At 68.5% G+C, this 20,138-nt stretch carries 24 protein-coding genes; 10 read left to right on the forward strand and 14 right to left on the reverse strand.

Annotated elements, in window-relative coordinates:
• Positions 1-43: 43 nt before the first annotated feature.
• The 6 genes from FXO18_RS12310 to FXO18_RS15970 form a co-directional block, all read right to left on the reverse strand.
• Complete coding sequence (locus FXO18_RS12310) at positions 44-877, reverse strand: DegV family protein (protein ID WP_149361430.1); 834 nt, start codon at positions 875-877, stop codon at positions 44-46.
• Between the two features lie 16 nt (positions 878-893).
• Positions 894-1,649, reverse strand: coding sequence for a diglucosylglycerate octanoyltransferase (octT, locus tag FXO18_RS12315; RefSeq protein ID WP_149361431.1), 756 nt, complete (start codon positions 1,647-1,649; stop codon positions 894-896).
• Entirely contained in the window at positions 1,639-2,322 is a 684-nt protein-coding gene (locus FXO18_RS12320; protein ID WP_149361432.1) for a histidine phosphatase family protein, read from the reverse strand. Before FXO18_RS12320 ends, octT begins: the two co-directional genes overlap by 11 nt.
• Before the next feature lie 86 nt (positions 2,323-2,408).
• Positions 2,409-2,804, reverse strand: coding sequence for a ribosome silencing factor (gene rsfS / locus FXO18_RS12325; RefSeq protein WP_149361433.1), 396 nt, complete (start codon positions 2,802-2,804; stop codon positions 2,409-2,411).
• Complete coding sequence (gene nadD / locus FXO18_RS12330; protein WP_149361434.1) at positions 2,801-3,517, reverse strand: nicotinate-nucleotide adenylyltransferase; 717 nt, start codon at positions 3,515-3,517, stop codon at positions 2,801-2,803. Before nadD ends, rsfS begins: the two co-directional genes overlap by 4 nt.
• A gap of 68 nt (positions 3,518-3,585) precedes the next feature.
• The gene (locus FXO18_RS15970) at positions 3,586-3,927 is read right to left on the reverse strand and encodes a 2-oxo-4-hydroxy-4-carboxy-5-ureidoimidazoline decarboxylase (RefSeq protein WP_187774345.1); all 342 of its coding nucleotides are present in this window, start codon (positions 3,925-3,927) and stop codon (positions 3,586-3,588) included.
• A gap of 192 nt (positions 3,928-4,119) precedes the next feature.
• Between FXO18_RS15970 and FXO18_RS12335 the strand changes: the two genes are divergently transcribed.
• Positions 4,120-5,283, forward strand: a complete 1,164-nt coding sequence (locus tag FXO18_RS12335) for an adenylate/guanylate cyclase domain-containing protein (protein ID WP_187774346.1) — start codon at positions 4,120-4,122, stop codon at positions 5,281-5,283.
• 6 nt (positions 5,284-5,289) lie between these two features.
• On the opposite strand, the gene FXO18_RS12340 is transcribed toward FXO18_RS12335, so the two are convergent.
• The 4 genes from FXO18_RS12340 to FXO18_RS12355 are packed head-to-tail and all read right to left on the reverse strand — an operon-like array spanning position 5,290 to position 9,293.
• Entirely contained in the window at positions 5,290-5,589 is a 300-nt protein-coding gene (locus tag FXO18_RS12340; RefSeq protein ID WP_149361436.1) for a DUF1905 domain-containing protein, read from the reverse strand.
• 36 nt (positions 5,590-5,625) lie between these two features.
• The gene (locus FXO18_RS12345) at positions 5,626-7,071 is read right to left on the reverse strand and encodes a vWA domain-containing protein (protein WP_149361437.1); all 1,446 of its coding nucleotides are present in this window, start codon (positions 7,069-7,071) and stop codon (positions 5,626-5,628) included.
• A gap of 10 nt (positions 7,072-7,081) precedes the next feature.
• A complete protein-coding gene (locus tag FXO18_RS12350) occupies positions 7,082-7,960 on the reverse strand; it encodes an AAA family ATPase (protein WP_149361438.1) in 879 nt (292 codons plus the stop codon).
• A gap of 46 nt (positions 7,961-8,006) precedes the next feature.
• Positions 8,007-9,293: a glutamate-5-semialdehyde dehydrogenase gene (locus tag FXO18_RS12355; protein WP_149361439.1), complete on the reverse strand. Its 1,287-nt coding sequence runs from the start codon at positions 9,291-9,293 to the stop codon at positions 8,007-8,009.
• Between the two features lie 75 nt (positions 9,294-9,368).
• Here FXO18_RS12355 and FXO18_RS12360 point away from each other — a divergent pair, with 75 nt between their 5' ends.
• From FXO18_RS12360 to FXO18_RS12400, 9 genes are all read left to right on the forward strand, one after another.
• Positions 9,369-10,229, forward strand: a complete 861-nt coding sequence (locus FXO18_RS12360) for a ribokinase (protein ID WP_149361440.1) — start codon at positions 9,369-9,371, stop codon at positions 10,227-10,229.
• Between the two features lie 162 nt (positions 10,230-10,391).
• Positions 10,392-10,913: a diaminobutyrate acetyltransferase gene (gene ectA / locus FXO18_RS12365; RefSeq protein ID WP_149361441.1), complete on the forward strand. Its 522-nt coding sequence runs from the start codon at positions 10,392-10,394 to the stop codon at positions 10,911-10,913.
• Between the two features lie 77 nt (positions 10,914-10,990).
• On the forward strand, positions 10,991-12,298 hold the full coding sequence (gene ectB / locus FXO18_RS12370; RefSeq protein ID WP_149361442.1) for a diaminobutyrate--2-oxoglutarate transaminase: 1,308 nt from the start codon (positions 10,991-10,993) through the stop codon (positions 12,296-12,298).
• Positions 12,299-12,386: 88 nt separating this feature from the next.
• Positions 12,387-12,785: an ectoine synthase gene (locus tag FXO18_RS12375; protein ID WP_149361443.1), complete on the forward strand. Its 399-nt coding sequence runs from the start codon at positions 12,387-12,389 to the stop codon at positions 12,783-12,785.
• A 345-nt stretch (positions 12,786-13,130) separates the two neighbouring features.
• Positions 13,131-14,000 carry a Sir2 family NAD-dependent protein deacetylase gene (locus FXO18_RS12380; RefSeq protein ID WP_149361730.1) on the forward strand — a complete coding sequence of 290 codons (870 nt, stop codon included), beginning with the start codon at positions 13,131-13,133 and terminating at the stop codon, positions 13,998-14,000.
• 83 nt (positions 14,001-14,083) lie between these two features.
• Positions 14,084-14,410: an ArsR/SmtB family transcription factor gene (locus FXO18_RS12385; protein WP_149361444.1), complete on the forward strand. Its 327-nt coding sequence runs from the start codon at positions 14,084-14,086 to the stop codon at positions 14,408-14,410.
• A 34-nt stretch (positions 14,411-14,444) separates the two neighbouring features.
• Entirely contained in the window at positions 14,445-15,536 is a 1,092-nt protein-coding gene (gene arsB / locus FXO18_RS12390; protein ID WP_149361445.1) for an ACR3 family arsenite efflux transporter, read from the forward strand.
• Positions 15,533-15,943 (forward strand): arsenate reductase ArsC, encoded by a 411-nt coding sequence (locus tag FXO18_RS12395; protein WP_149361446.1) that lies wholly within the window; start codon positions 15,533-15,535, stop codon positions 15,941-15,943. Before arsB ends, FXO18_RS12395 begins: the two co-directional genes overlap by 4 nt.
• A complete protein-coding gene (locus tag FXO18_RS12400; protein ID WP_149361447.1) occupies positions 15,940-16,368 on the forward strand; it encodes an arsenate-mycothiol transferase ArsC in 429 nt (142 codons plus the stop codon). The genes FXO18_RS12395 and FXO18_RS12400 overlap by 4 nt, the downstream gene beginning before the upstream one ends.
• Before the next feature lie 12 nt (positions 16,369-16,380).
• Here the strand turns inward: FXO18_RS12400 and proB are convergent, their stop codons facing one another.
• The 4 genes from proB to rplU all read right to left on the reverse strand — a co-directional run bounded on the left by proB (position 16,381) and on the right by rplU (position 19,803).
• The gene (proB, locus tag FXO18_RS12405; protein WP_149361448.1) at positions 16,381-17,478 is read right to left on the reverse strand and encodes a glutamate 5-kinase; all 1,098 of its coding nucleotides are present in this window, start codon (positions 17,476-17,478) and stop codon (positions 16,381-16,383) included.
• Positions 17,475-18,938: a GTPase ObgE gene (gene obgE, locus FXO18_RS12410; RefSeq protein WP_149361449.1), complete on the reverse strand. Its 1,464-nt coding sequence runs from the start codon at positions 18,936-18,938 to the stop codon at positions 17,475-17,477. Before obgE ends, proB begins: the two co-directional genes overlap by 4 nt.
• A 245-nt stretch (positions 18,939-19,183) precedes the next feature.
• The gene (gene rpmA, locus FXO18_RS12415) at positions 19,184-19,447 is read right to left on the reverse strand and encodes a 50S ribosomal protein L27 (protein ID WP_149361450.1); all 264 of its coding nucleotides are present in this window, start codon (positions 19,445-19,447) and stop codon (positions 19,184-19,186) included.
• A gap of 47 nt (positions 19,448-19,494) precedes the next feature.
• On the reverse strand, positions 19,495-19,803 hold the full coding sequence (gene rplU / locus FXO18_RS12420; protein WP_149361451.1) for a 50S ribosomal protein L21: 309 nt from the start codon (positions 19,801-19,803) through the stop codon (positions 19,495-19,497).
• Between the last annotated feature and the right edge of the window lie 335 nt (positions 19,804-20,138).

Genomic DNA, 20,138 nt, shown 5'->3' on the forward strand with positions numbered 1-20,138 from the left:
TAGCTGGGGATAACGCCTTGGGCTCATGTAGTCGTGGTAGAGGCTAGTCGTGGTAGAGGGAGACGCTGATCGCGCCGGGGCCGAGATGCACGCCGAGCACGGCACCGAGATCCGAGAGGTGGGTAGAGCGGACCGTGCCGAGACGGGTGGTGATGCGGTCGAGGACCTGCCGGGCGCGGTCCTCGGCCTCGATGTGCTGGACGGCGACACGGATATCACGATGCGGGGAGCCAGCATCGACAGCGAGATCAACGAGCCGGTTGAGGGCCTTGGTGGCGGTGCGTGCCTTGTCGCGCACGGCGAGCGCCCCGTCGGAGAGGTGCAGCACGGGCTTGATGGCGAGCGCGGTACCGAGGATCGCGGACGCCGCACCGATGCGTCCCCCGCGGCGCAGGTTGTCTAGCTGGTTGACGTAGACGAACGATTGCGTGCGGGTGGCCGCGCGGACCGCTGTCTCGTAGACCGCGTCGCGGTCGCATCCGTCCTGGGCTGCCCGGGCGGCCGCGAGAACGATGAAGGCCAGGCTGAACGCCGCGGCCTGGGAGTCGACGACGCGCACATGCGGCCCGGCCTGGCTGGCCGCCTGGTGCGCCGCCTCCCAGGTGGAGGAGAGCTTCCGCGACAGGAAGATGCCGACGACGCCATCCCCGTCGCTGGCGGACTGAGCTTCCTCGAACGCGCTGACGAGTTCCTGGGGGGATGCTCCCGCTGTGGAGATGCCGCTGCCCCGCCAGGCATCGCTGGGCATGGCATCGACCCCTTCGCGGAGGTCTTTCCCGTGATAGAGGATGTGCAGGGGGACGACATGGATGCCATGCCGGCGCACGAGATCGATGGGCAGCGTCGCTGACGAGTCCGTTACTACTGTGACTGCCATTGCATGTCCTCTCTCGCTACCGCGCCGCCCTGGCATTTCCGGGCGAATCACTCTCACCGGACACGATAGCGGTGTGCATCAGCCGGGCGACGCGGCGATGGGCCGCGAAGCCCCAATGGATACCGTCCGGGTTTCCCTCCCCTGCCCTCAGATGATCGATGGTGGCAGCGGGAATGTCCACGAGCGGAATGCCCTTCTCGCTGGCCCACCTCGTGATGGCGCGGGAGGTACGGGGCTGCCCGGGCTGGGCGTAGCCGTAGTAGCGGCTGTGGTGAAGCGCTGGCTGCACCGCGATGATCGGGATGCCGGGGCGCACGGCGGTGATGGCGGCACGGATCCGCTCGAGGTACGCGACGGTCACTGCGGGCGGCAGGGCCATGGGCCAGCCGAGGGGCGAGAGCATCGGTTGCACCCGCGCGTAGGTGGCGCGCACGCGTCGGCGCAGCCAGGAGGGGCGCACGTATCGGATCTGCTCGCGCAGCGCGGTGGGCAGGGGCGAGGGCAGGGAGTCCATGCCGGCCACCGCGATGACGACGGCTCCGGCGCGCGGGATGGTTGCCCACACGAGCGGGTCCTGGGTCAGTGCCCACCAGGCATCGCGGGTGGTCCAGCCCACGCGCGCGCACACGTGCGCGCGCCAGCCGAGCCCGGAGGCGACGAGGCTCGGCCAGATGCGCTGGTCATCGGCGGGCAGGCCTCCGGCGGGGCCGTAGAACGAGAGGGAGTCGCCCAGGACGAGCAGGGTGGGCGGGTTGCTGGTCTCAAGTGGCATCGGGCGCTACCTGGGCCGAGGAGTTCCATACGTCGAGGCGCCATTGCCCGGTGCCGTCGGGCGCGCCGTAGTGGCTGAGCTGGGCCCAGCTGGCATTGCCGGGCGCGCCGAGGGTCGGCCAGCGGCTGACCGGGAGGTCGAGCAGCCGGGCGGTCAGGGCACAGATCAGGCCGCCGTGGGCGACCAGCACGATGGGGTGCTCGGGCCAATGCTCGAGGGTGGCGTCGCCGCCGGAGGATCGGGCGAGCAGTTCGTCGATCAGTGGCGTGGCGCGGGCGGCCACATCGATGCGGCTCTCCCCTCCCCCTGGCGGCGCCAGCCGGGGTTCGAGCCGCCAGGCCATCCGGGCGCCGGGATCGAGGGTATCGACCTCGGCGTGCGTGCGGCCCTGCCAGTCACCGAGGTGCGTCTCGCGCAGCCGCTCGTCCTTGCTGACGGGCAGTCCGGTCGCGGAGCCGAGCTCGAGGGCGGTGTCGTAGGCCCGGTGCAGGTCCGAGGAGATGATCGCGAGCGGATCGCAGTGGGCGAGCACCTCGGCGGCGCGCTTGGCCTGCTCGATGCCGAGGGCCGAGAGCGCGGTGTCGAGCTGCCCCTGCATGCGGCTCTCGGCGTTGTACACCGTCTGTCCGTGGCGGAGCAGCACGATCCTGCGGATCGTGACTGGTGGCGCCATGGTGGGTCCTCGTTCCTTGTGCGACGGCGGCCCGCGGGGCCACGGATCACTCTAGCCGCTACCGCCGTCTCGTCCGGGGAGGAGCCTCAGTCCTGCTCGGCGTCCTCGTCGGGGCGGGACTCGTCGAGGCCCTCGACCGTGATGGCGGGGCAATCCTTCCAGAGCCGCTCGAGGCCGTAGTAGGAACGCTCCTCGCCGTGCTGGATGTGAACGACGAAATCGACGTAGTCGAGCAGTGCCCAGCGGCCTTCGCTGGCTCCCTCGCGGCGGGTGGGCTTGCGGCCGATCTCGCGCAGCTTCTCCTCGACGTTGTCGACGATGGAGCTGACGTGCCGCTCGTTGCCACCGGTGGCGATGACGAAGCAGTCGGTGATGACGAGATGCTCGGACACATCGAGGACGATGATGTCGGTGGCCTTCTTCTCGGATGCGGCGCGGGCCGCTACGGCGCTGGCCTCGATCGCCTCGTGCGTGGCGGTCATGGATTCTCCTCATGTGGGATTGCCCGCGAGGACGCGGGCGGTGTGTCTGCGGATGCCGGGGCGGTCTCGGGCTTCGTGCCTGTTCCCGGGGCGTCGGTGGCCCTCCGGTAGAGATCCCGCTTGGCGATGTATTGCACCACCCCGTCCGGCACCAGGTACCAGACGGGCCGCCCCTCGCGGGACCTGGCCCGGCAGTCGCTCGAGGAGATCGCCAGGGCCGGGATCTCGATCAAGGTGATGACGTCATCGGGACGATCATCGAGGTGGGCGGAGAGATGCTCGGCGTGTAGATCATAGCCGGGCCTGCTCACCCCGACGAATTTCGCGAGATCGAAGATCTCCTCCCAGCTCTGCCAGGACAAGATGTTGGCGAGCGCATCGGCGCCGGTGATGAAGTAGAGCTCATTGCCGGGATAGGCGGCGCGCAGGTCCCGGAGGGTGTCCGCGGTGCGGGTGATGCCGGGCCGGTCGATGTCGACCCGGCTGACCGAGAAGCGGGGGTTCGAGGCGGTAGCGATGACGGTCATCAGGTAGCGGTCCTCGGCGGGGCTCACCGCCCGGCTTGCCTTCTGCCAGGGCTGCCCGGTGGGCACGAAGATCACCTCGTCGAGGTCGAACCGGTCGGCGACCTCGCTGGCAGCCACGAGGTGGCCATGATGGATGGGATCGAAGGTGCCACCCATGACCCCGAGGCGTCGTGTGTCTGCGCGCATGGAAGTCGACAATACGGCGCATCTCGGCCCAGCGGGCGCTGTGGCAGCGCGGTTCCAGCAGTGGGTGCCTATTCCGCGAACAGCCAATCGAGGTGATGCAGCGCCAGCGCGCGAACCTCATGGGCGGGCGCCAGGGCCGCGGCGCCGGGCACCGGGCTGTCAGCGGGACGCTCCGGAGCACCGTGCATGGCGCGCTGCTCGCGGGTGATCGGGCTCTGCTCGAGGGCCCGAGCGACCTCGCTGGCGGTCCAGCACAGCGAGGCGTGCTCGGCGAACTCGATGAGCCGGTCCACAGAGGGGTATGGGCGGTGCGCAACGATGGCGTCCACCCAACGGGGTATCCCCGCGCAGGTAGCGACCATTGCTGCCGCGCGCTGCCTGGGCAACGCGTTGAACTGGGCGATCCTCATGGCCAACCACCTCCAGCGGAGCGATCCACGTGCCGATGGGATGACCGTATTCCTCCAGCCAGCGAGAGTTTTTTCGCCACCGTGAAGGTTGTGTTAACTGCTCGGACCTGGGAGGCGGCCCCTTGCGCTCGCCCCGGCACCTTTCTGCCTCATCCCGGGCCGGTTCTCCTCCGTGATGGATACGATCGACAGGTGGCCATCAAGGACGGCACGGAACCCGCGCACCGGCCAGCTGGCGCGGCACTGGACGAGGAACTCGAGCGCGCGGGCTTGCTCGACGGGTTGAGGGGCGAGGCGCGCTCGCTGCGCCTCGCGGCCCTGCGCGCGCTCGCCGGCGATGGCGTGCCGATCGAGCAGCTCGTGGTCGCGGTCAGCACGGGACGGCTCGCGAGCCTCATCCTCGAGAAGGCCCTGGATCCGCCGGGCGTCTTCACCATCCATGAGCTCGCGAGCAAGGCGGGCGTGGAGACCGAGCAGCTGCGGTCCTGGTTCCGCGCGCTGGGCCGCGGCGTCCCCGCCACCGGCGCGCCGGTCTATAGCCACGATGACCTGCTCATCGCGGAACGGTTCCGCGAGTACTTGCGGCTGGGTTTCGACACCGAGAAGTTGTTCGCCACGGCCCGGGTGTGGGGACGCAACCTCGGCAGCTTCGTCGACGCGATGTCCGGCATGGTCGAGGATGTGCTGCTGGCCGCGCACGACGATCCCGATGTCGTCCTGCGCTACGCGATGGAGGTCCGCCGCTTCGCCGAGGCCGAGGCGCAGATCGTGGCGCACCTGCTCGGCACCATGCTGGCCCAGCGGATCCGCTCGGACGCCGTGGGCGCGGCAGGGTCCCGCGACATCACGATCACCGGGGTCCAGGAAGTCGCGTTCTGCTTCGCCGATCTCGTCGGCTTCACCCGCCTCGGCGAGAAGCTGCCCGTCGACATCCTCGGGGAGATGGCTGATGATCTCGGCGCGCTCGCCACCGATCTGGCCGAAGCCCCGGTTCGCGTGGTCAAGGCCATCGGGGACGCGGTGATGCTGATGAGCCCGGATCCCGTTGCCCTGGCGCGCACGGCAGTGACGATCGTCGATGAGGCGCAGGCCCGCGGCTTGCCACCACTGCGGGCCTCGGTGACGCTTGGCACCGCGATCTCGCGGGCCGGCGACTGGTACGGGCGCCCGATCAACCTTGCCAGCCGGGTGCTCTCCGCCGCGCAGCCGCACCAGGTACTGGTCACCGATGCCGTGCGCGAGGCCTTGCACCAAGCAGGCTGGAGCACGAGCCCCGCTGGCGCTTTCGACTTCAAGGGAGTTCCCGGACCGACACCCCTGTTCACCGTCGAGGCGCCGCCCCAGGCACGCCCCTGATCAGCCTCACGCCCCGGCGAGCTCGAGGCGGACAGTCACGGTGTCGCCCTCGGTGATGCCCTCGGCGGCGCGCACCTGCTTCTTGATGGGCAGCAGGAAGCTGCCGGTCGGCTTGTCGGGGAACACCGAGGTGCGCCACGTGGTGCTGCCGATGGTCACGGCGACCCGCACGGATCCGAACCCGGCACGGGGCCCCGCTTGCTGGTCGTGGATCTCCTCGGCGATGCCGAGGGGCAGGCGCAGGAAAGTCCACGAGACGGCATCGCCGTGCCAGAGGAACAGGTCAGCATCGAACTCCCAGCGCATGGCTTGATGCTAGCGCCGCGGACCGACAGGAACGCGCTACACCGGCAGGAGCCGCGCGACGACGGCCGCGAGATGCTCGGCGGTGCGGCATTCATGCATGGGGATGATCTGCTGGTAGAGGTCGGCGGCGGAGTCGCCGCTGCCCCATTGGGCGGCGGGCTCGGGGTTGAGCCAGTGCGCTTGCCTGGCCGTGGTGACCATGCGGGCGAGCGCGGCGAGGTTGGGGTCACGGTAGTTGGTGCGGCCGTCTCCGAGGATGAGCAGGGAGGCCCGGTGGGTGAGCGCGTGGCCGAACTCGTTGGTGAAGGTGGCGAAGGCATTGCCGTAGTCGGAGTGGCCGTCGTAGGTGATGAGGCGGGATTCGGCCATCATGCGGGAGATGGCGGTGCCGAGGCCGGACTGGGCGTCGAGGTAGGCGGTGACCTCGTCGGTCGCGTCGATGAAGGCGAAGATCCGCACCCGGGAGAATTGCTCGCGCAGCGCGTGGACGAGTTGCAGGGTGAAGTTGCTGAACCCGGCGACGGATCCGGAGATGTCGCACAGCACGACGAGCTCGGGCCGGGTGCGCTTGGGGCGCTGCGCGACGAGGTCGATGGGCACGCCACCGGTGGTCATGGACTTGCGCATGGTCTTGCGGACGTCAATGGATCCGGCGCGCATGCGCTTGCGGCGGACGGCGAGCCTGCTGGCGAGCAGCCGGGCGAGCGGCGCGACACTGGCACGCAGAGCGCGCAGCTCGGTGTCGCTGGCGCGCAGGAAGTCGACCTGCTCGGCAACCTTGGGCACGGCGTACGTGGTGACCTTCTGCACGCCGAGGCGCTGGGCGACGCGCCGCTGCGTCTCGGACTCGACCTGGGCCCGGAACCGCGCGACGAGGGCGGCGGCATTGCGCTTGGCCACCTCGAGGGCGAACGGCTCGGGGGTGCCTCCCCCCGCGGGGGCGATCCGCTCGAGGAGCCCCTTGAGGACCTTGTCGAGGACCTGGTCAGGGGCCATGGCCTGCAACGCCTGGTAGGCGGAGAAGGATTCACCGTTCATCGAGCGGTAGCGGCCCAGCTCATCGACGATGAGGGTGATCGTCTCGTCGAGCTCGTCCTTCGCATTGAGGGAGGTGCTGGCGAGCAGATCAGCGACGGTGTCGCGCAGCGCTGCGACATCGAGGTCGCCGTCCTCGTCGCGGGGATGCTCGGCACCGCTTTCATCGGTGACGGCGCGGGCGTCGGCCGCTGCGGGGAACCACAGGTCGAAGGTCGTGTCGAACGTGGGTCGGTGGGTATCGCGGCGCACCAGCGCGCAAGCAAGGCCCTCGCGCACCACGTCACGCTGCTCGAGGCCGAGGTGGGTGAGCACGCGAGCGGCATCCACGGTCTCGGCCGGCCCGACTGGCATGCCCTTTGCCCGGAGCGCCTCGACGAATCCGGCGAGGTGCCCGGTGATGCGGGGGTGCTCCGCGGCGCTTCCGGTGTTCCCTGGGCTGTCCATGCTGGCCGCGCTAGGAAAGCTTGAGATCGGCGAGGGCGCGCTGGTGGTCGGCCTGATGCTTGAGCACCACGCCGAGGGTGGTGCGGATCGCGGCGTCGTCGAGCTTCGCCTCACCGAGGGCCAGTAGCGTGCGGGCCCAGTCGATGGTCTCGGCGACCGACGGCGACTTCTTGAGCTGCAGCGCCCGGAGCGCACCGATCACATCAACGATGCTGGCAGCGAACGCGGCGGGCAGCTCGGGCACGCGCGCGGCGAGGATGCGTCGCTCGCGGTCGGGGTCCGGGTAGTCCATGTGGAGGAACAGGCAGCGGCGCTTGAGCGCCTCGGAGAGCTCTCGGGTGGCATTCGAGGTGAGGATGGTCAGCGGCCGGCGGGTGGCGGTGATGGTGCCGAGCTCGGGGACGGTGACGGCGAAGTCGCTGAGCACCTCGAGCAGCAGGCCCTCGAACTCGGTGTCGGCCTTGTCGGTCTCGTCGATCAGCAGCACGGTGGGCTCGGTGCGACGGATCGCGGCGAGCAGTGGCCGCGCGAGCAGGAACTCCTCGGAGAAGACGTCGTCGCGCGTGTCCTCCCAGCTGTTCTCGTGCGCTGCCTGGATGCGCAGGATCTGCTTGGCGTGGTTCCACTCGTAGAGGGCACGTGCCTCATCGACGCCCTCGTAGCATTGCAGCCGGATCAGGCCTGCCCCGGTAGCCGTCGCGATCGCGCGGGACAGCTCGGTCTTGCCGACCCCGGCGGGTCCCTCGATGAGCAGCGGCTTGCCGAGCCGATCGGCGAGGAACACGGCCGTCGCGGTGGCGGTGTCGGCGAGGTAGCCGGTGGCGGCGAGCCGTTCGATGACCTCAGCGGGCGAGGCGAACGCGGGCGTGGTCACGCTGATGGGGTTCATGAGTGCCTTTCCGGCGCGCGGGCCAGTGAGTATGCCTAGGGAACTGCTAGGCGGGCCTGGTGTGGCCGCTGCCCCACACGATCCACTTGGTGGAGGTGAGCTCGGGAAGGCCCATGGGTCCGCGGGCGTGGAGCTTCTGGGTGGAGATGCCGATCTCCGCGCCGAAGCCGAACTGCTCGCCGTCGGTGAAGGCGGTGGACGCGTTGACCATCACTGCGGCGGCATCGACGCGGTTGGTGAACTCGCGCGCGGCGGCGAGATCACTGGTGATGATGGCCTCGGTGTGGCTGGTGCCGTACTGGTCGATGTGCTCGATGGCGGCATCGATGCCGTCGACGACCTTCACCGCGATATCGAGGCTCAAGTACTCGTCGGTCCAGTCCTGCTCCGTGGTGGGCACCATGCCGGGCAGGTCGCCGTGCAGGGTGACGCTGTGCATCTGGAGGGCCTGGGTGAGCCGAGGGATGGCCGTGCTGGCGATCGTCTTGTCGATGAGCAGGGTCTCAGCGGTGTTGCACACGCTGGGGCGTCGTGTCTTGGAGTTGAGCACGACCTTCTCGGCGATGTCGAGATCGGCCGCGGAGTGGATGTAGACGTGCACGTTGCCGACGCCGGTCTCGATGGTGGGCACGGTGGCGTCGCGCACCACGGCGTTGATGAGCCCGGCACCGCCGCGCGGGATGACGACGTCGACGAGCCCGCGGGCCTGGATGAGGTGGGTCACGGATGCGCGGTCCTCGGCGGGCAGCAGCTGCACCGCATCGGTGGGCAATCCTTGCTGATCGAGGGCGCCGCGCAAGGTGTCGACGAGGGTGGCGTTGGAGGAGGCGGCGGATCCGGAGCCACGCAGGAGAACGGCGTTGCCGGACTTGAGCGACAGGCCGAACCCGTCGACGGTGACGTTGGGCCGGGCCTCGTAGACGATGCCGATGACACCGAGCGGGACGCGCTTCTGGACGAGCTCGAGGCCGTTGGGAAGGGTCTTGCCCTGGATGATCTCGCCGATCGGGTCGGCAAGGCCAGCGACCTGGCGCAGCCCGGACGCGATGGCCTCCACTCGGGCCTCGGTCAAGCGCAACCGGTCGATCAGCGATTCGGCGGTCCCGGCGGCGCGGGCGCGCTCGATGTCATCATCGTTCGCCGCGAGGATGGCGCCGGTGGCGGCGAGGATGGCGTCGGCCGCGGCATGCAGCGCGGCGTTCTTCTGCTCAGCGGTCAGCAGCGCGAGCACGCGGGACGCGCCGCGCGCGCGGCGGGCCGCATCGTGGACGTGCGAGCGAAGGTCGGTGTCGGTGGAGCTGGCCGAGGCCGCGAGGGTGGAGCCGGTCGTCATGGCCTCCAGGGTAGCGGGTCGGCCTGGCACGCGGATCGTGCCGCGCGCCGGGGGCGCGCGTGCGATGCTGGTGCCATGAGCAGGATCGCAGTGCTGGGCAGCGTGAACATGGACCTGGTGACACGGGCTCCCCGCATTCCAGCCGTGGGCGAGACCGTGCTGGGCGAGTCTCTAGCACAGCTTCCTGGCGGCAAGGGCGCGAACCAGGCGAAGGCCGCCGCCCGGCTTGGTGGGGAGGTGTGGTTCCTCGGCGCGCTCGGCGGGGATCAGTTCGCCACCCCGCTGCGGGAGTCGATGGAACGGGCCGGGGTTCACCTTCCCGAGGTGCGCGAGGTGGAGGCGCCGAGCGGGCTCGCAGCGATCAGCGTGGACCATTCTGGTGACAACGCGATCATCGTGGTGCCGGGCGCCAACGCGGCCATGACGGCATTGCTGCCGGAGGAGCGACGGCGGATCGTCGAGTGCGATGTGCTGCTGCTCCAATGCGAGCTGCCGATCGGGATCGTGACGGAGGCGGCGCTGGCCGCGAGCGCCGCGGGCGTCACGGTCATGCTGAACCCCTCCCCCGCCGGGGAGCTTCCGCGTGAGCTCGTGGCGGCCACGGACGTGCTGATCGTCAATGAGAACGAGGCCGCGCTCCTGCACGGGGAGCTGCGGCATGCCCGCCATGCAGTGACCACGCGGGGGTCGGCGGGAGCCTCCTACCGGGGCCCTGGCGGTGGTGTGATCGAGGTGGCGCCGCCCGCCGTCGAGGTGGTCGATACCACGGGGGCCGGCGATGCTTTCGCTGGCGCGCTCGCGGCCTTCTGGCACACTGGGCCTCGCACGGCGCTGCGCTGGGCCACTGCGGCTGGAGCAGTGGCAACGACGCGGCCTGGAGCTTTCGCGCCACCATTGACGCTGGTAGCGGAGTTCGTCGAGCACGAGGAAGCGTGACCGGCAGCCACCTTGGGTGCCGTCGCAGCATACGTCAACTATGATTGCAATGTGACGATAGCCACATTGCATGGCTGTCCAGCGAAAACAGCTCCGAAAGTGCCCCTGCCCGCGCGACGCTCCCTGACAAAGGGACGACGCATTGTTAATCTCAGGTTACCGATGAAATCTGACATCGAAAACACAGACACCGCCCGCCGTGCGGTGCGATTCCGCTTTCCAGAAATCTCGGACGGGATTCGACTCTGGGAAATCGCCCGCGATTCACAAGTACTAGACCTGAACTCGAGCTACGCATACGTGCTCTGGTGCCGCGATTTCCGGGAGTCCTCGGTCGTCGCGGAGGTCGATGGCCGAGTAGCCGGGTTCGTCACCGGATACTTCCGTCCGCCGGATCCACTCACCATCATGGTGTGGCAGGTCGCCGTGGACGGCGACTACCGGGGCCTGAGGATCGCCCACAACATGCTTGATTGGCTGCTAGACCAGCCTCCGGTGCAGCGCGCCACCCATCTCGAGACGACCATCAGCCCGGACAACGAAGCGTCCATCAAGCTGTTCACCTCGCTCGCGCGCTCCCGTGATACCGATATCGTGCGCAGCGATCTGTTCGCGCCCGACCTGTTCCCGGATAGCCACGAGGCCGAGGACCTGTACCGGATCGGTGAGTTCGCCCCGCGCTGACCACGGCCGCGAGACCATGCGGCCACAGCATGACCATCACGTCCCTGACGTCGATTCGCATTTTCAAGGAGATAGACATGACCATCGCTGACTTGCCTACTGACGATAAGTCCGAGAAGCCCAGCACCGGATCGGGCGTCCCGTCGATCATCCTCAACCGGGAGTCCGAGGTCCGGGGATACTGCCGTGGCTGGCCCACCACCTTCACCACCGCCAAGGGGTCCTGGATCACCGACACCTCTGGCCGCAAGTACCTCGATTTCTTCGCCGGGGCCGGTTCGCTCAACTACGGCCACAACCACCCGGTGCTCAAGGAAGCCCTCCTTGACTACATCGGCAAGGACGGCATCACCCACGGGCTCGACATGGCCACCGTGGCGAAGAAGGAGTTCCTCGAGACGTTCGAGGAGAACCTCCTCAAGCCGCGCGGGCTCGACTACAAGGTGCAGTTCCCCGGCCCCACCGGGACCAACTCCGTCGAGGCTGCCCTCAAGCTCGCCCGCAAGGCCACCGGCCGCGAGGCGATCATCAACTTCACCAATGCCTTCCACGGCATGACGCTAGGTGCCCTCTCGGTCACCGGCAACTCGATGAAGCGCGCCGGCGCCGGCATCCCGCTGGTCCATGCCACGCCGATGCCGTACGACAACTACTTCGGCGGCGTCACCGAGGACTTCCAGTGGTTCGAGCGCGTCCTCGATGACTCCGGCTCGGGCCTCAACCGCCCCGCCGCTGTCATCGTCGAGACCGTGCAGGGCGAGGGAGGCGTCAACGTGGCCCGCTTCGAGTGGCTGCGCGCCCTCGCGGACCTCTGCGCCCGTCGCGACATCCTGCTGATCGTCGATGATGTGCAGATGGGCTGCGGCCGCACCGGCCCGTTCTTCTCCTTCGAGGCAGCCGGCATCACGCCGGACATCGTGACCATCTCGAAGTCCATCAGCGGCTATGGCCTCCCGATGGCGCTGACGCTGTTCAAGCCGGAGCTCGACATCTGGACGCCGGGCGAGCACAACGGCACCTTCCGCGGCAACAACCCCGCTTTCGTCACCGCGAAGCTCGCGATCGACACGTTCTGGGCGGACAACACCCTGGAGCTCGCCACGGCCCGCAATGGAGAGAAGATCGCCGAGCGGTTCCAGGCGCTCGCCCAGGAGCTCGGCGGACTCCAGCAACGCGGTCGCGGAATGGTCCAGGGCCTCGTGTTCGACGAGCCCGAGCTCGCCTCCGCCGCATGCGAGATCGCGTTCAACAACGGCATGCTCGCCGAGACCTCCGGCCCCTCCGACGAGGTCGTCAAGCTGCTGCCGCCGCTGACCCTCACCGATGAGGAGCTTGATCTCGGCCTCGACATCCTGTGCGATGCCGCCCGGCAGGTCCTGCGCTGAGACCAGCCACCGTTCATCACGCCGTCGCCGCGCGATCCCCCGCGCGGCGGCGCGCTTGGTTCAGCAGATCTCAGAGAAAGGCACCAGCATGATCGTTCGCACCACCCAGGACATCACCAACACCGAGCGGGACGTCGAGGCCGAGAACGGCAACTGGCGCTCCAAGCGCATCGTCCTCGCCGATGACCGCGTTGGCTTCTCCTTCCACGAGACCGTCATCAAGGCCGGCACGGTCAACGATTTCTGGTACGCCAACCATGTCGAGGCGGTCTGGCTCGTCGAGGGGCGCGGCAGGCTCACCGATCTCGAGACCGGCACTGTCTACGACATCGGCCCCGGTTCCATGTACCTGCTCAATGGCTTCGAGAAGCACCGCCTCGAGGTTGATGAGCAGATGCGCATGATGTGCGTGTTCAACCCGCCCGTCACCGGGCGCGAGGTGCATGACGAGCATGGCGTGTACCCGCTCATCACGCTCGACGAGTGATCTCCACTAGTTCCTCGGCAAGGCCCGGCGGCGCGGGTTCCACCGGCCGCCGGGCCTTCCCGTTCCCAACGGGCCCGCTGTGCCTGCCCGGCTTGTCGGACTTACCGAGCCCGCGTTGACGATTGCGCCCCGACTGGAAACAAACAGGGAATTCTAGATAGAGAATAGCTTCGGTGTATAACAAATCCGGGACTGATGGCCGGATGATCCACGTTTTGACCGAGCAGGCTGGTATACCGGAATAGGACGCGGGGCAGCTGGGGAAGGTGCCCCGCGTCCTTTCTTGCGCGGAGAGGGTGCGACGGCACCGCGCTCGGGCCTATCCTGGGCGGGGTGAGAAGCCCGATGCCACCCGATCTCCAGCCACGAGCCGATCTCCACCAGTCGGACACCGAGCTCGACGGCCTCGCCCGGGCCATCGAGATCCTCGCGGGCCGCAATACGGTCGCGCTGACCGGGGCGGGCCTATCCACCGATTCCGGCATCCCGGACTACCGCAGCCCCTCCTCGCCCCCGCGCACGCCCATGACGATCGCGCAGTTCTTGGGCAGCCGGGAGGCCCGCCAGCAGTACTGGGCGCGCAATCATATCGGTTGGCGATTCATCGCGTCCCGCTCGCCCAACCCTGGGCATCGCGCGCTCGCCACGCTCGAGGATGCGGGTGTCATCCGCTCGGTGATCACCCAGAACGTGGACCTGCTCCACACCCGCGCCGGGCACCGCGACGTGATCAACCTGCATGGCACCTACCGCACGGTGATCTGCCTCGATTGCGGGGCGCGCTCGGACCGTGCCGTTCTCGCCAAGCAGCTCGAGCAGCTCAACCCGGGCTTCGCGAGGGCCGCGACCATTGACGGCCTCGAGATCGCCCCCGATGCCGATGCCCTGGTCAAGGACGTGGCAACGTTTCGCATGGTCGATTGCGCTCTTTGCGGTGGAATCCTCAAGCCCGACATCGTGTTCTTCGGCGAGTCCGTCCCCCGCCCCACTGTCGAGCACTGCTACGCGGAGGTCGATGCCGCCGATGCGGTGCTCGTCGCGGGCTCGTCCTTGACCGTGATGTCCGGGCTGCGGTTCGTGCGTCGTGCCGCCCGGCGCGGCATCCCCATCATCATCGTCAACCGTGGTGGCACCCGGGGCGATGAGCTCGCGAGCGCGCGCATCGATGGGGGGTGCTCGGAAACGCTGGGCACCCTCGCAGAGGTGTTGCTCTAGCGGTACTGCTCCAGAGCAGGACCTCCCGGTGGATGGCCACCGCCCGGATTGCCGACTATATCGACTTCTGTCAATATAGATGCATGTCGAACCAGACCGAGGACCTCGCCGCGATGCTCAAGGCGCTCGGCGACCCCATCCGGCTCCAGATCGCCACCACCCTGGCAACGAGCACGGGCAGCGTCTGCGTCTGCGACATCACCAGCTTGTTCACCGTCTCGCAGCCCACCGTCTCCCACCACCTGAAGGTGCTGCGCGAGGCCGGCATGGTCAGCGCCGAGCGGCACGGGACGTGGATGCACTACACGCTCACCCCCCGCGCCCACGAGATCATCACCGCCATCCTCTCCGCCAGCGCAGCCCGCTCAGTCCCCACGCTGCCCATAGCGCCCGCCACCGACTGCTGCTAGCCCCGCCCGCGCAGCACACGCGAAGGACCCCACTGTGACCGCTCCCCCGAGCACCGGAACCCACGTCGTCGACAAGCTCTCCACCCTCGACCGATACCTGCCCGTCTGGATCGGCGCCGCGATGATCCTCGGCCTGCTCCTCGGCCGCTTCGTCCCCGGCATCAACACCGCCATCGACAGCATCACCGTCGACGGCATCTCGCTGCCCATCGCGCTCGGGCTGCTCATCATGATGTACCCCGTCCTCGCGAAGGTCCGGTACGACCGCCTCGATACCGTCACCGCGGACCGCCGCCTGCTCGCGAGCTCGATCATCCTCAACTGGGTCGTCGGCCCGGCCGTGATGTTCGCGCTGGCGTGGATGCTTCTGCCGGACCTGCCCGAGTACCGCACGGGCCTCATCATCGTCGGCCTGGCCCGCTGCATCGCGATGGTCATCATCTGGAACGACCTCGCCTGCGGCGACCGCGAGGCCGCGGCCGTTCTCGTCGCCCTGAACTCGGTATTCCAGATCGTCATGTTCGCCGTGCTCGGCTGGTTCTACCTCGACCTGCTTCCGGGCTGGCTCGGCCTCGACCAAGCGACCATCGACGCATCACCGTGGGACATCGCCCGCTCCGTGCTCATCTTCCTCGGCCTCCCGCTCGTCGCTGGCTACCTCACCCGCAGGCTTGGCGAGCGCGCCCGCGGCCGCGAGTGGTACGAGGCGTCCTTCCTGCCACGCATCGGCCCCTGGGCGCTCTACGGGCTGCTCTTCACCATCGTGATGCTCTTCGCGCTGCAGGGCGAGCAGATCGCCGCCAGCCCGCTCGACGTCGTGCGCATCGCGCTGCCGCTGCTGCTGTACTTCGCGATCATGTGGGGCAGCGGCTACCTCGCCGGCATCATGCTGGGACTGAGCTACGAGCGGACCACGACGCTCGCCTTCACCGCGGCGGGCAACAACTTCGAGCTCGCCATCGCCGTCGCCATCGCCACCTTTGGCGTGACGTCCGGGCAAGCACTGGCTGGCGTCGTCGGCCCGCTCATCGAGGTACCGGTGCTCGTCGGCCTCGTCTACGTCTCCCTGTGGCTGCGCCGCCGCTACTGGAGCAACTCCACGAACCAGCAGAGGACAACCGCATGAGCGACCGCCCCAGCGTCCTGTTCGTCTGCGTCCACAACGCCGGTCGCTCCCAGATGGCCGCCGCCTACCTCGACCACCTAGCGGCCGGGCGCATCGAGGTCCGCTCCGCCGGTAGCGCCCCCGCCGAGACGATCAATCCGGCCGCGGTGGCCGTGATGGCCGAGGAAGGCATCGACATGGCGGAATCCCGGCCCAAGCTCCTCACCGTCGATTCGGTGCAGGATTCCGACGTGATCATCACGATGGGCTGCGGCGACGCGTGCCCGGTGTTCCCCGGCAAGTCCTACCGCGACTGGGTGCTCGAGGATCCCGCCGGGCAAGGCATCGATGCGGTGCGCCCGATCCGGGACGAGATCCGTCGCCGTGTCGAGGAGCTCATCGCCGAGCTCACCGGGGCCGATCGATGACCTCGGGGGCCGTGCCGCAGGTCCTGTTCGTGTGCGTCCGCAATGGCGGCAAGTCCCAGATGGCGGCGGCCCTGCTGCGCCACCATGCCGGAGATGCCGTGCTCGTGCGCTCCGCAGGGACCGACCCGGGTGCCACGCTGAACGCGGAGTCGGTTCGCAGCATCGCCGAGCTGGGCGCCTCGATGGAGGGCGAGCATCCCAAGCCGATCGACCGCAACGTGCTCGCCGCCGCTGATGCCGTCGTGCTCCTCGGGGAAGATGCCATCATCGACGATCCGCCAGCCACTGTCGAGCGGTGGATCACTGACGAACCATCCGAGCGAGGGATCACCGGAATGGAGCGCATGCGGCTCGTGCGCGACGATATCGATGCACGCGTCCGTGAGCTCGCCACCCGCCTTGGCATAGCGCTGGGCAACGCGTAGCGAGCTAGTGAGCTAGTGCGCGACGAGGTCGTCGGCATGGATGACGGGCCGCCGCAGCTCCGGGGAGAGCGCGCTGCTGGACTGGCCCAGCATGCCCGCTAGCTCGGCCGCGTCGTAGGCGACCACCCCGCGGGCGACGCGACTGCCGTCGGGCGCGCACAGCTCCACGACATCGCCGGCGTAGAAGCGACCCTCGACCGCGGTGATCCCTGCGGCCAGGAGCGACCTCCGATGCCCGATCACAGCCTGCACCGCCCCCTCGTCGAGGTGGAGGGAACCATTCGTATCAGCGGCATGCCGCACCCAGAACTTGCGGGCAGACATGCGCTCGGGGCGGGCCACGAACGCCGTGCCGGTACCGGCGGCGGAGAGCGCCTCGGCGGCATCGGTGGCGGCGGCGAGCAGGACCGGTATCCCCGAGTCCGCGGCGAGGCGTGCTGCCGATAGCTTCGAGGCCATCCCGCCCGTGCCGAGAGCCCCGCCACTGCCCGCGATCACTCCGTCGAGATCGGCAGGGCCATCGACCTGGTTGATCCGCCGCGCTCCCCCTTTGCGAGGATCACCGTCGTAGAGGCCATCCACATCCGAGAGCAGGACGAGCGCGTCCGCGCCCACGAGATGCGCGACGAGGGCCGCGAGCCGATCATTATCGCCGAAGCGCAGCTCGGTCGTCGCTACGGTGTCATTCTCGTTGACCACCGGCACCGCGTGCAGCGCGCGCAACCGATCGAGTGTGCGCTGGGCGTTGCGATGCTGGGCCCGCCGGGCGATGTCATCAGCGGTGAGAAGGACCTGGCCGACGGTGCGCCCGTAGCGGGCGAACGATGCCCCCCAGGCCTGGACGAGCGCGAGCTGCCCGACGCTGGCCGCGGCCTGCTTCGTCGCGAGATCCTGGGGGCGCTTGCGCAGCCCGAGCGGCGCGATGCCCGCCCCCACCGCGCCGGAGGACACCACGACGAGGTCGGAGCCGAGCCGCATGCGGGCCTCGAACGCGTCGACCAGTGCATCGATGCGCTCGGTGACCAGGCCGCCCTCCACGGTGGTGATGGCCGATGACCCGACCTTGACCACCACGCTGCGGGCCCCAGCGATGGTGGCGCGGATGCTCACTGCTCGAGCTCGCTCTCGTTCTCCTCCAGTCCCCGACGAATACGGCTAGCCAGCTTGCGCTCCTTCGCGCCGATGCGTTCGGTCTGCTCGAGACGCGCATCAGTGCCGCGACCGGTGGGCACGACATCTGCTCCGGCCGGGGTCTGGGGATCGAAGTCGAAGGTGACGTCCCCGACGGTGACCGATGCGCCAGGCTGCGCTCCGAGCCGGAGCAGCTCGTCCTCCACGCCCAGCTTGTTGAGCCGGTCCGCGAGGAAGCCCACGGCCTCATCGTTGTCGAACTGGGTCTGCTTGATCCACCGCTCCGGCTTCGCGCCACGCACGATGAATCCGCCCGGCTGCGCGGGGTCAGGAGTGACGGTGAACGAGTCCTCGGCGAACTGCACGGGCCGGATGATCTGCCTGCGCTCGGTCTCCTTGGGATGGGCCTCGCGGTACTCCGCGACGATCCGCGCGAGCGCGAACGACAGCTCGCGCAATCCGGTGCGCGCCACCGCCGAGATGATGTGCACGGGCCAGCCGCGCTCCTCGAGCTCGGACCGCACGAACTCCGCGAGCTCCGCGGCCTCGGGCACATCGGCCTTGTTGAGCACCACGATGCGCGGACGATCACGCAGGTCGCCGAGGCTGGCGTCACCCTCCAGGGACGGCGTGTACGCGGCAAGCTCGGCCTCGAGGGCGTCGATGTCGGAGATCGGGTCGCGACCCGGGTCGAGCGTGGCGCAATCGACGACATGCGCGAGGACCGCGCATCGCTCGATGTGTCGCAGGAAGTCCAGGCCCAGGCCCTTGCCCTCGCTCGCGCCGGGGATCAGGCCCGGCACATCGGCGATCGTGTAGGTGACGTCGCCCGCCTCGACCACGCCCAGGTTCGGCCGCAACGTGGTGAAGGGGTAGTCAGCGATCTTCGGCTTTGCCGCCGACAGCACCGAGATGAGCGACGACTTCCCCGCGGACGGGAAACCCACGAGCCCGACATCGGCGACCGACTTCAGCTCGAGGACGACTTCAGCATGCTCGCCGTCCTCGCCCAGCAGCGCGAAGCCGGGGGCGCGGCGGGCACGAGAGACCAGCGCGGCGTTGCCGAGACCACCACGGCCACCGCGAGCGATGACGAGCTCCGTGCCAGCGCCGACCATGTCCGCGAGGAACTCGCCGTTCTTGTCGAGGACGACGGTTCCCTCGGGGACCTGCAGGATCAGGTCATCGCCCTCCGCGCCATTCCGGTTGCTGCCCTGGCCGGACTTGCCGTTCGAAGCCTTCGCGTGCGGACGGAAGTGGAAGTCGAGAAGCGTGTGCACGTTGGGGTCCACGACGAGGATGACGCTGCCGCCGCGGCCGCCGTTGCCACCGTCGGGCCCACCGAGGGGCTTGAACTTCTCACGGTGCACGGAGGCACAGCCGTGCCCGCCGTTGCCTGCCTGGGTGTGCAGAACGACGCGGTCGATGAATCGTGCCACGAGTGGATCCTCCTCCCACCGGGATCACCGGTGGTACTGGTCCGCGCGGCAGTGCCGCGACTGGTGCCCCGTGGTTCCGGGGCAGATTGGTGCCGGGAAAAGATGGACGCTCTGGGCGGCTGCCGGGGCTCCGCGGCCAGTGCGGCAATGCAAACAGGGGCGGGCTTTCGGGCGTGCTGCCCGGGCCCGCCCCTGCAAGAGCGTGAACGCTGCGTCTAACGCGTGTCCCTGCGAGGTGCTACGTCCTACGCCGAAACCTCGACGGGCAGGACGTTGATGGTCTTGCGGCCACGCTTGCGGCCGAACTCAACCACTCCACCATCGAGAGCGAAAAGGGTATCGTCGCCGCCCCGGCCCACGCCAACACCGGGGTGGAAGTGCGTGCCACGCTGGCGGACGAGGATCTCGCCACCGTTGACGAGCTGGCCGCCGTAGCGCTTGACGCCGAGCCGCTTGGCGTTCGAGTCGCGCCCGTTGCGCGAGCTGGAAGCACCCTTCTTATGTGCCATTGCTGGTCCTCCTTGAAGGCCTGAAGTACTGAGATCGAGACAGTGACTTACGCGTTGATGCCGGTGACCTTCAGGACGGTCAGCTTCTGCCGGTGACCCTGCCGCTTGTGGTATCCGGTCTTGTTCTTGAACTTGTGGATGCGGATCTTCGGGCCCTTGGTCTGCTCGACGACCTCACCGGTGACCGAGGCCTTGGCCAGCGCGGCGGAATCGGAGGTGACTTCTGCGCCATTGACGACTAGGGCGACAGGAAGCTCAACCGCAGTGCCCGGAGCACCCTCGATCTTCTCGACCTTCACGAGGTCACCAACAGCAACCTTGTACTGCTTGCCGCCGGACTTGACGATCGCGTACATGGAGGGCTACCCCTTGCTTCATCAAACGTGTGTGCTCGTACCGCAGGGCGCGATACGACTGGTCCATCATGCTAGCTACCCGGTTCACCAATGCACCTGCGGCGAACACGGGGTTCACACCGTCACCACGTCTCGCAGGCACATAGCTTGCACAGGAGGCAGTGCTCCCATGACCACTCACTTATGCGCGATCGCAGCATGAAGGGGCATCGCCGGGCAGCGACTTTCCAAGGCTAGTGGACGGGAGGCTGCCTGGTCAAACCAGGGGTCGCGGGCGCCCCTGTTCAAACCGCAAACGCGATAGAAGCCGCAGTGAATCCAAAGCTGCTTCTATC

Origin of the sequence: Lolliginicoccus suaedae (genome assembly GCF_008312885.1) — a bacterium.
In the GTDB taxonomy this organism is placed as follows: Bacteria; Actinomycetota; Actinomycetes; order Mycobacteriales; family Mycobacteriaceae; genus Lolliginicoccus; species Lolliginicoccus suaedae.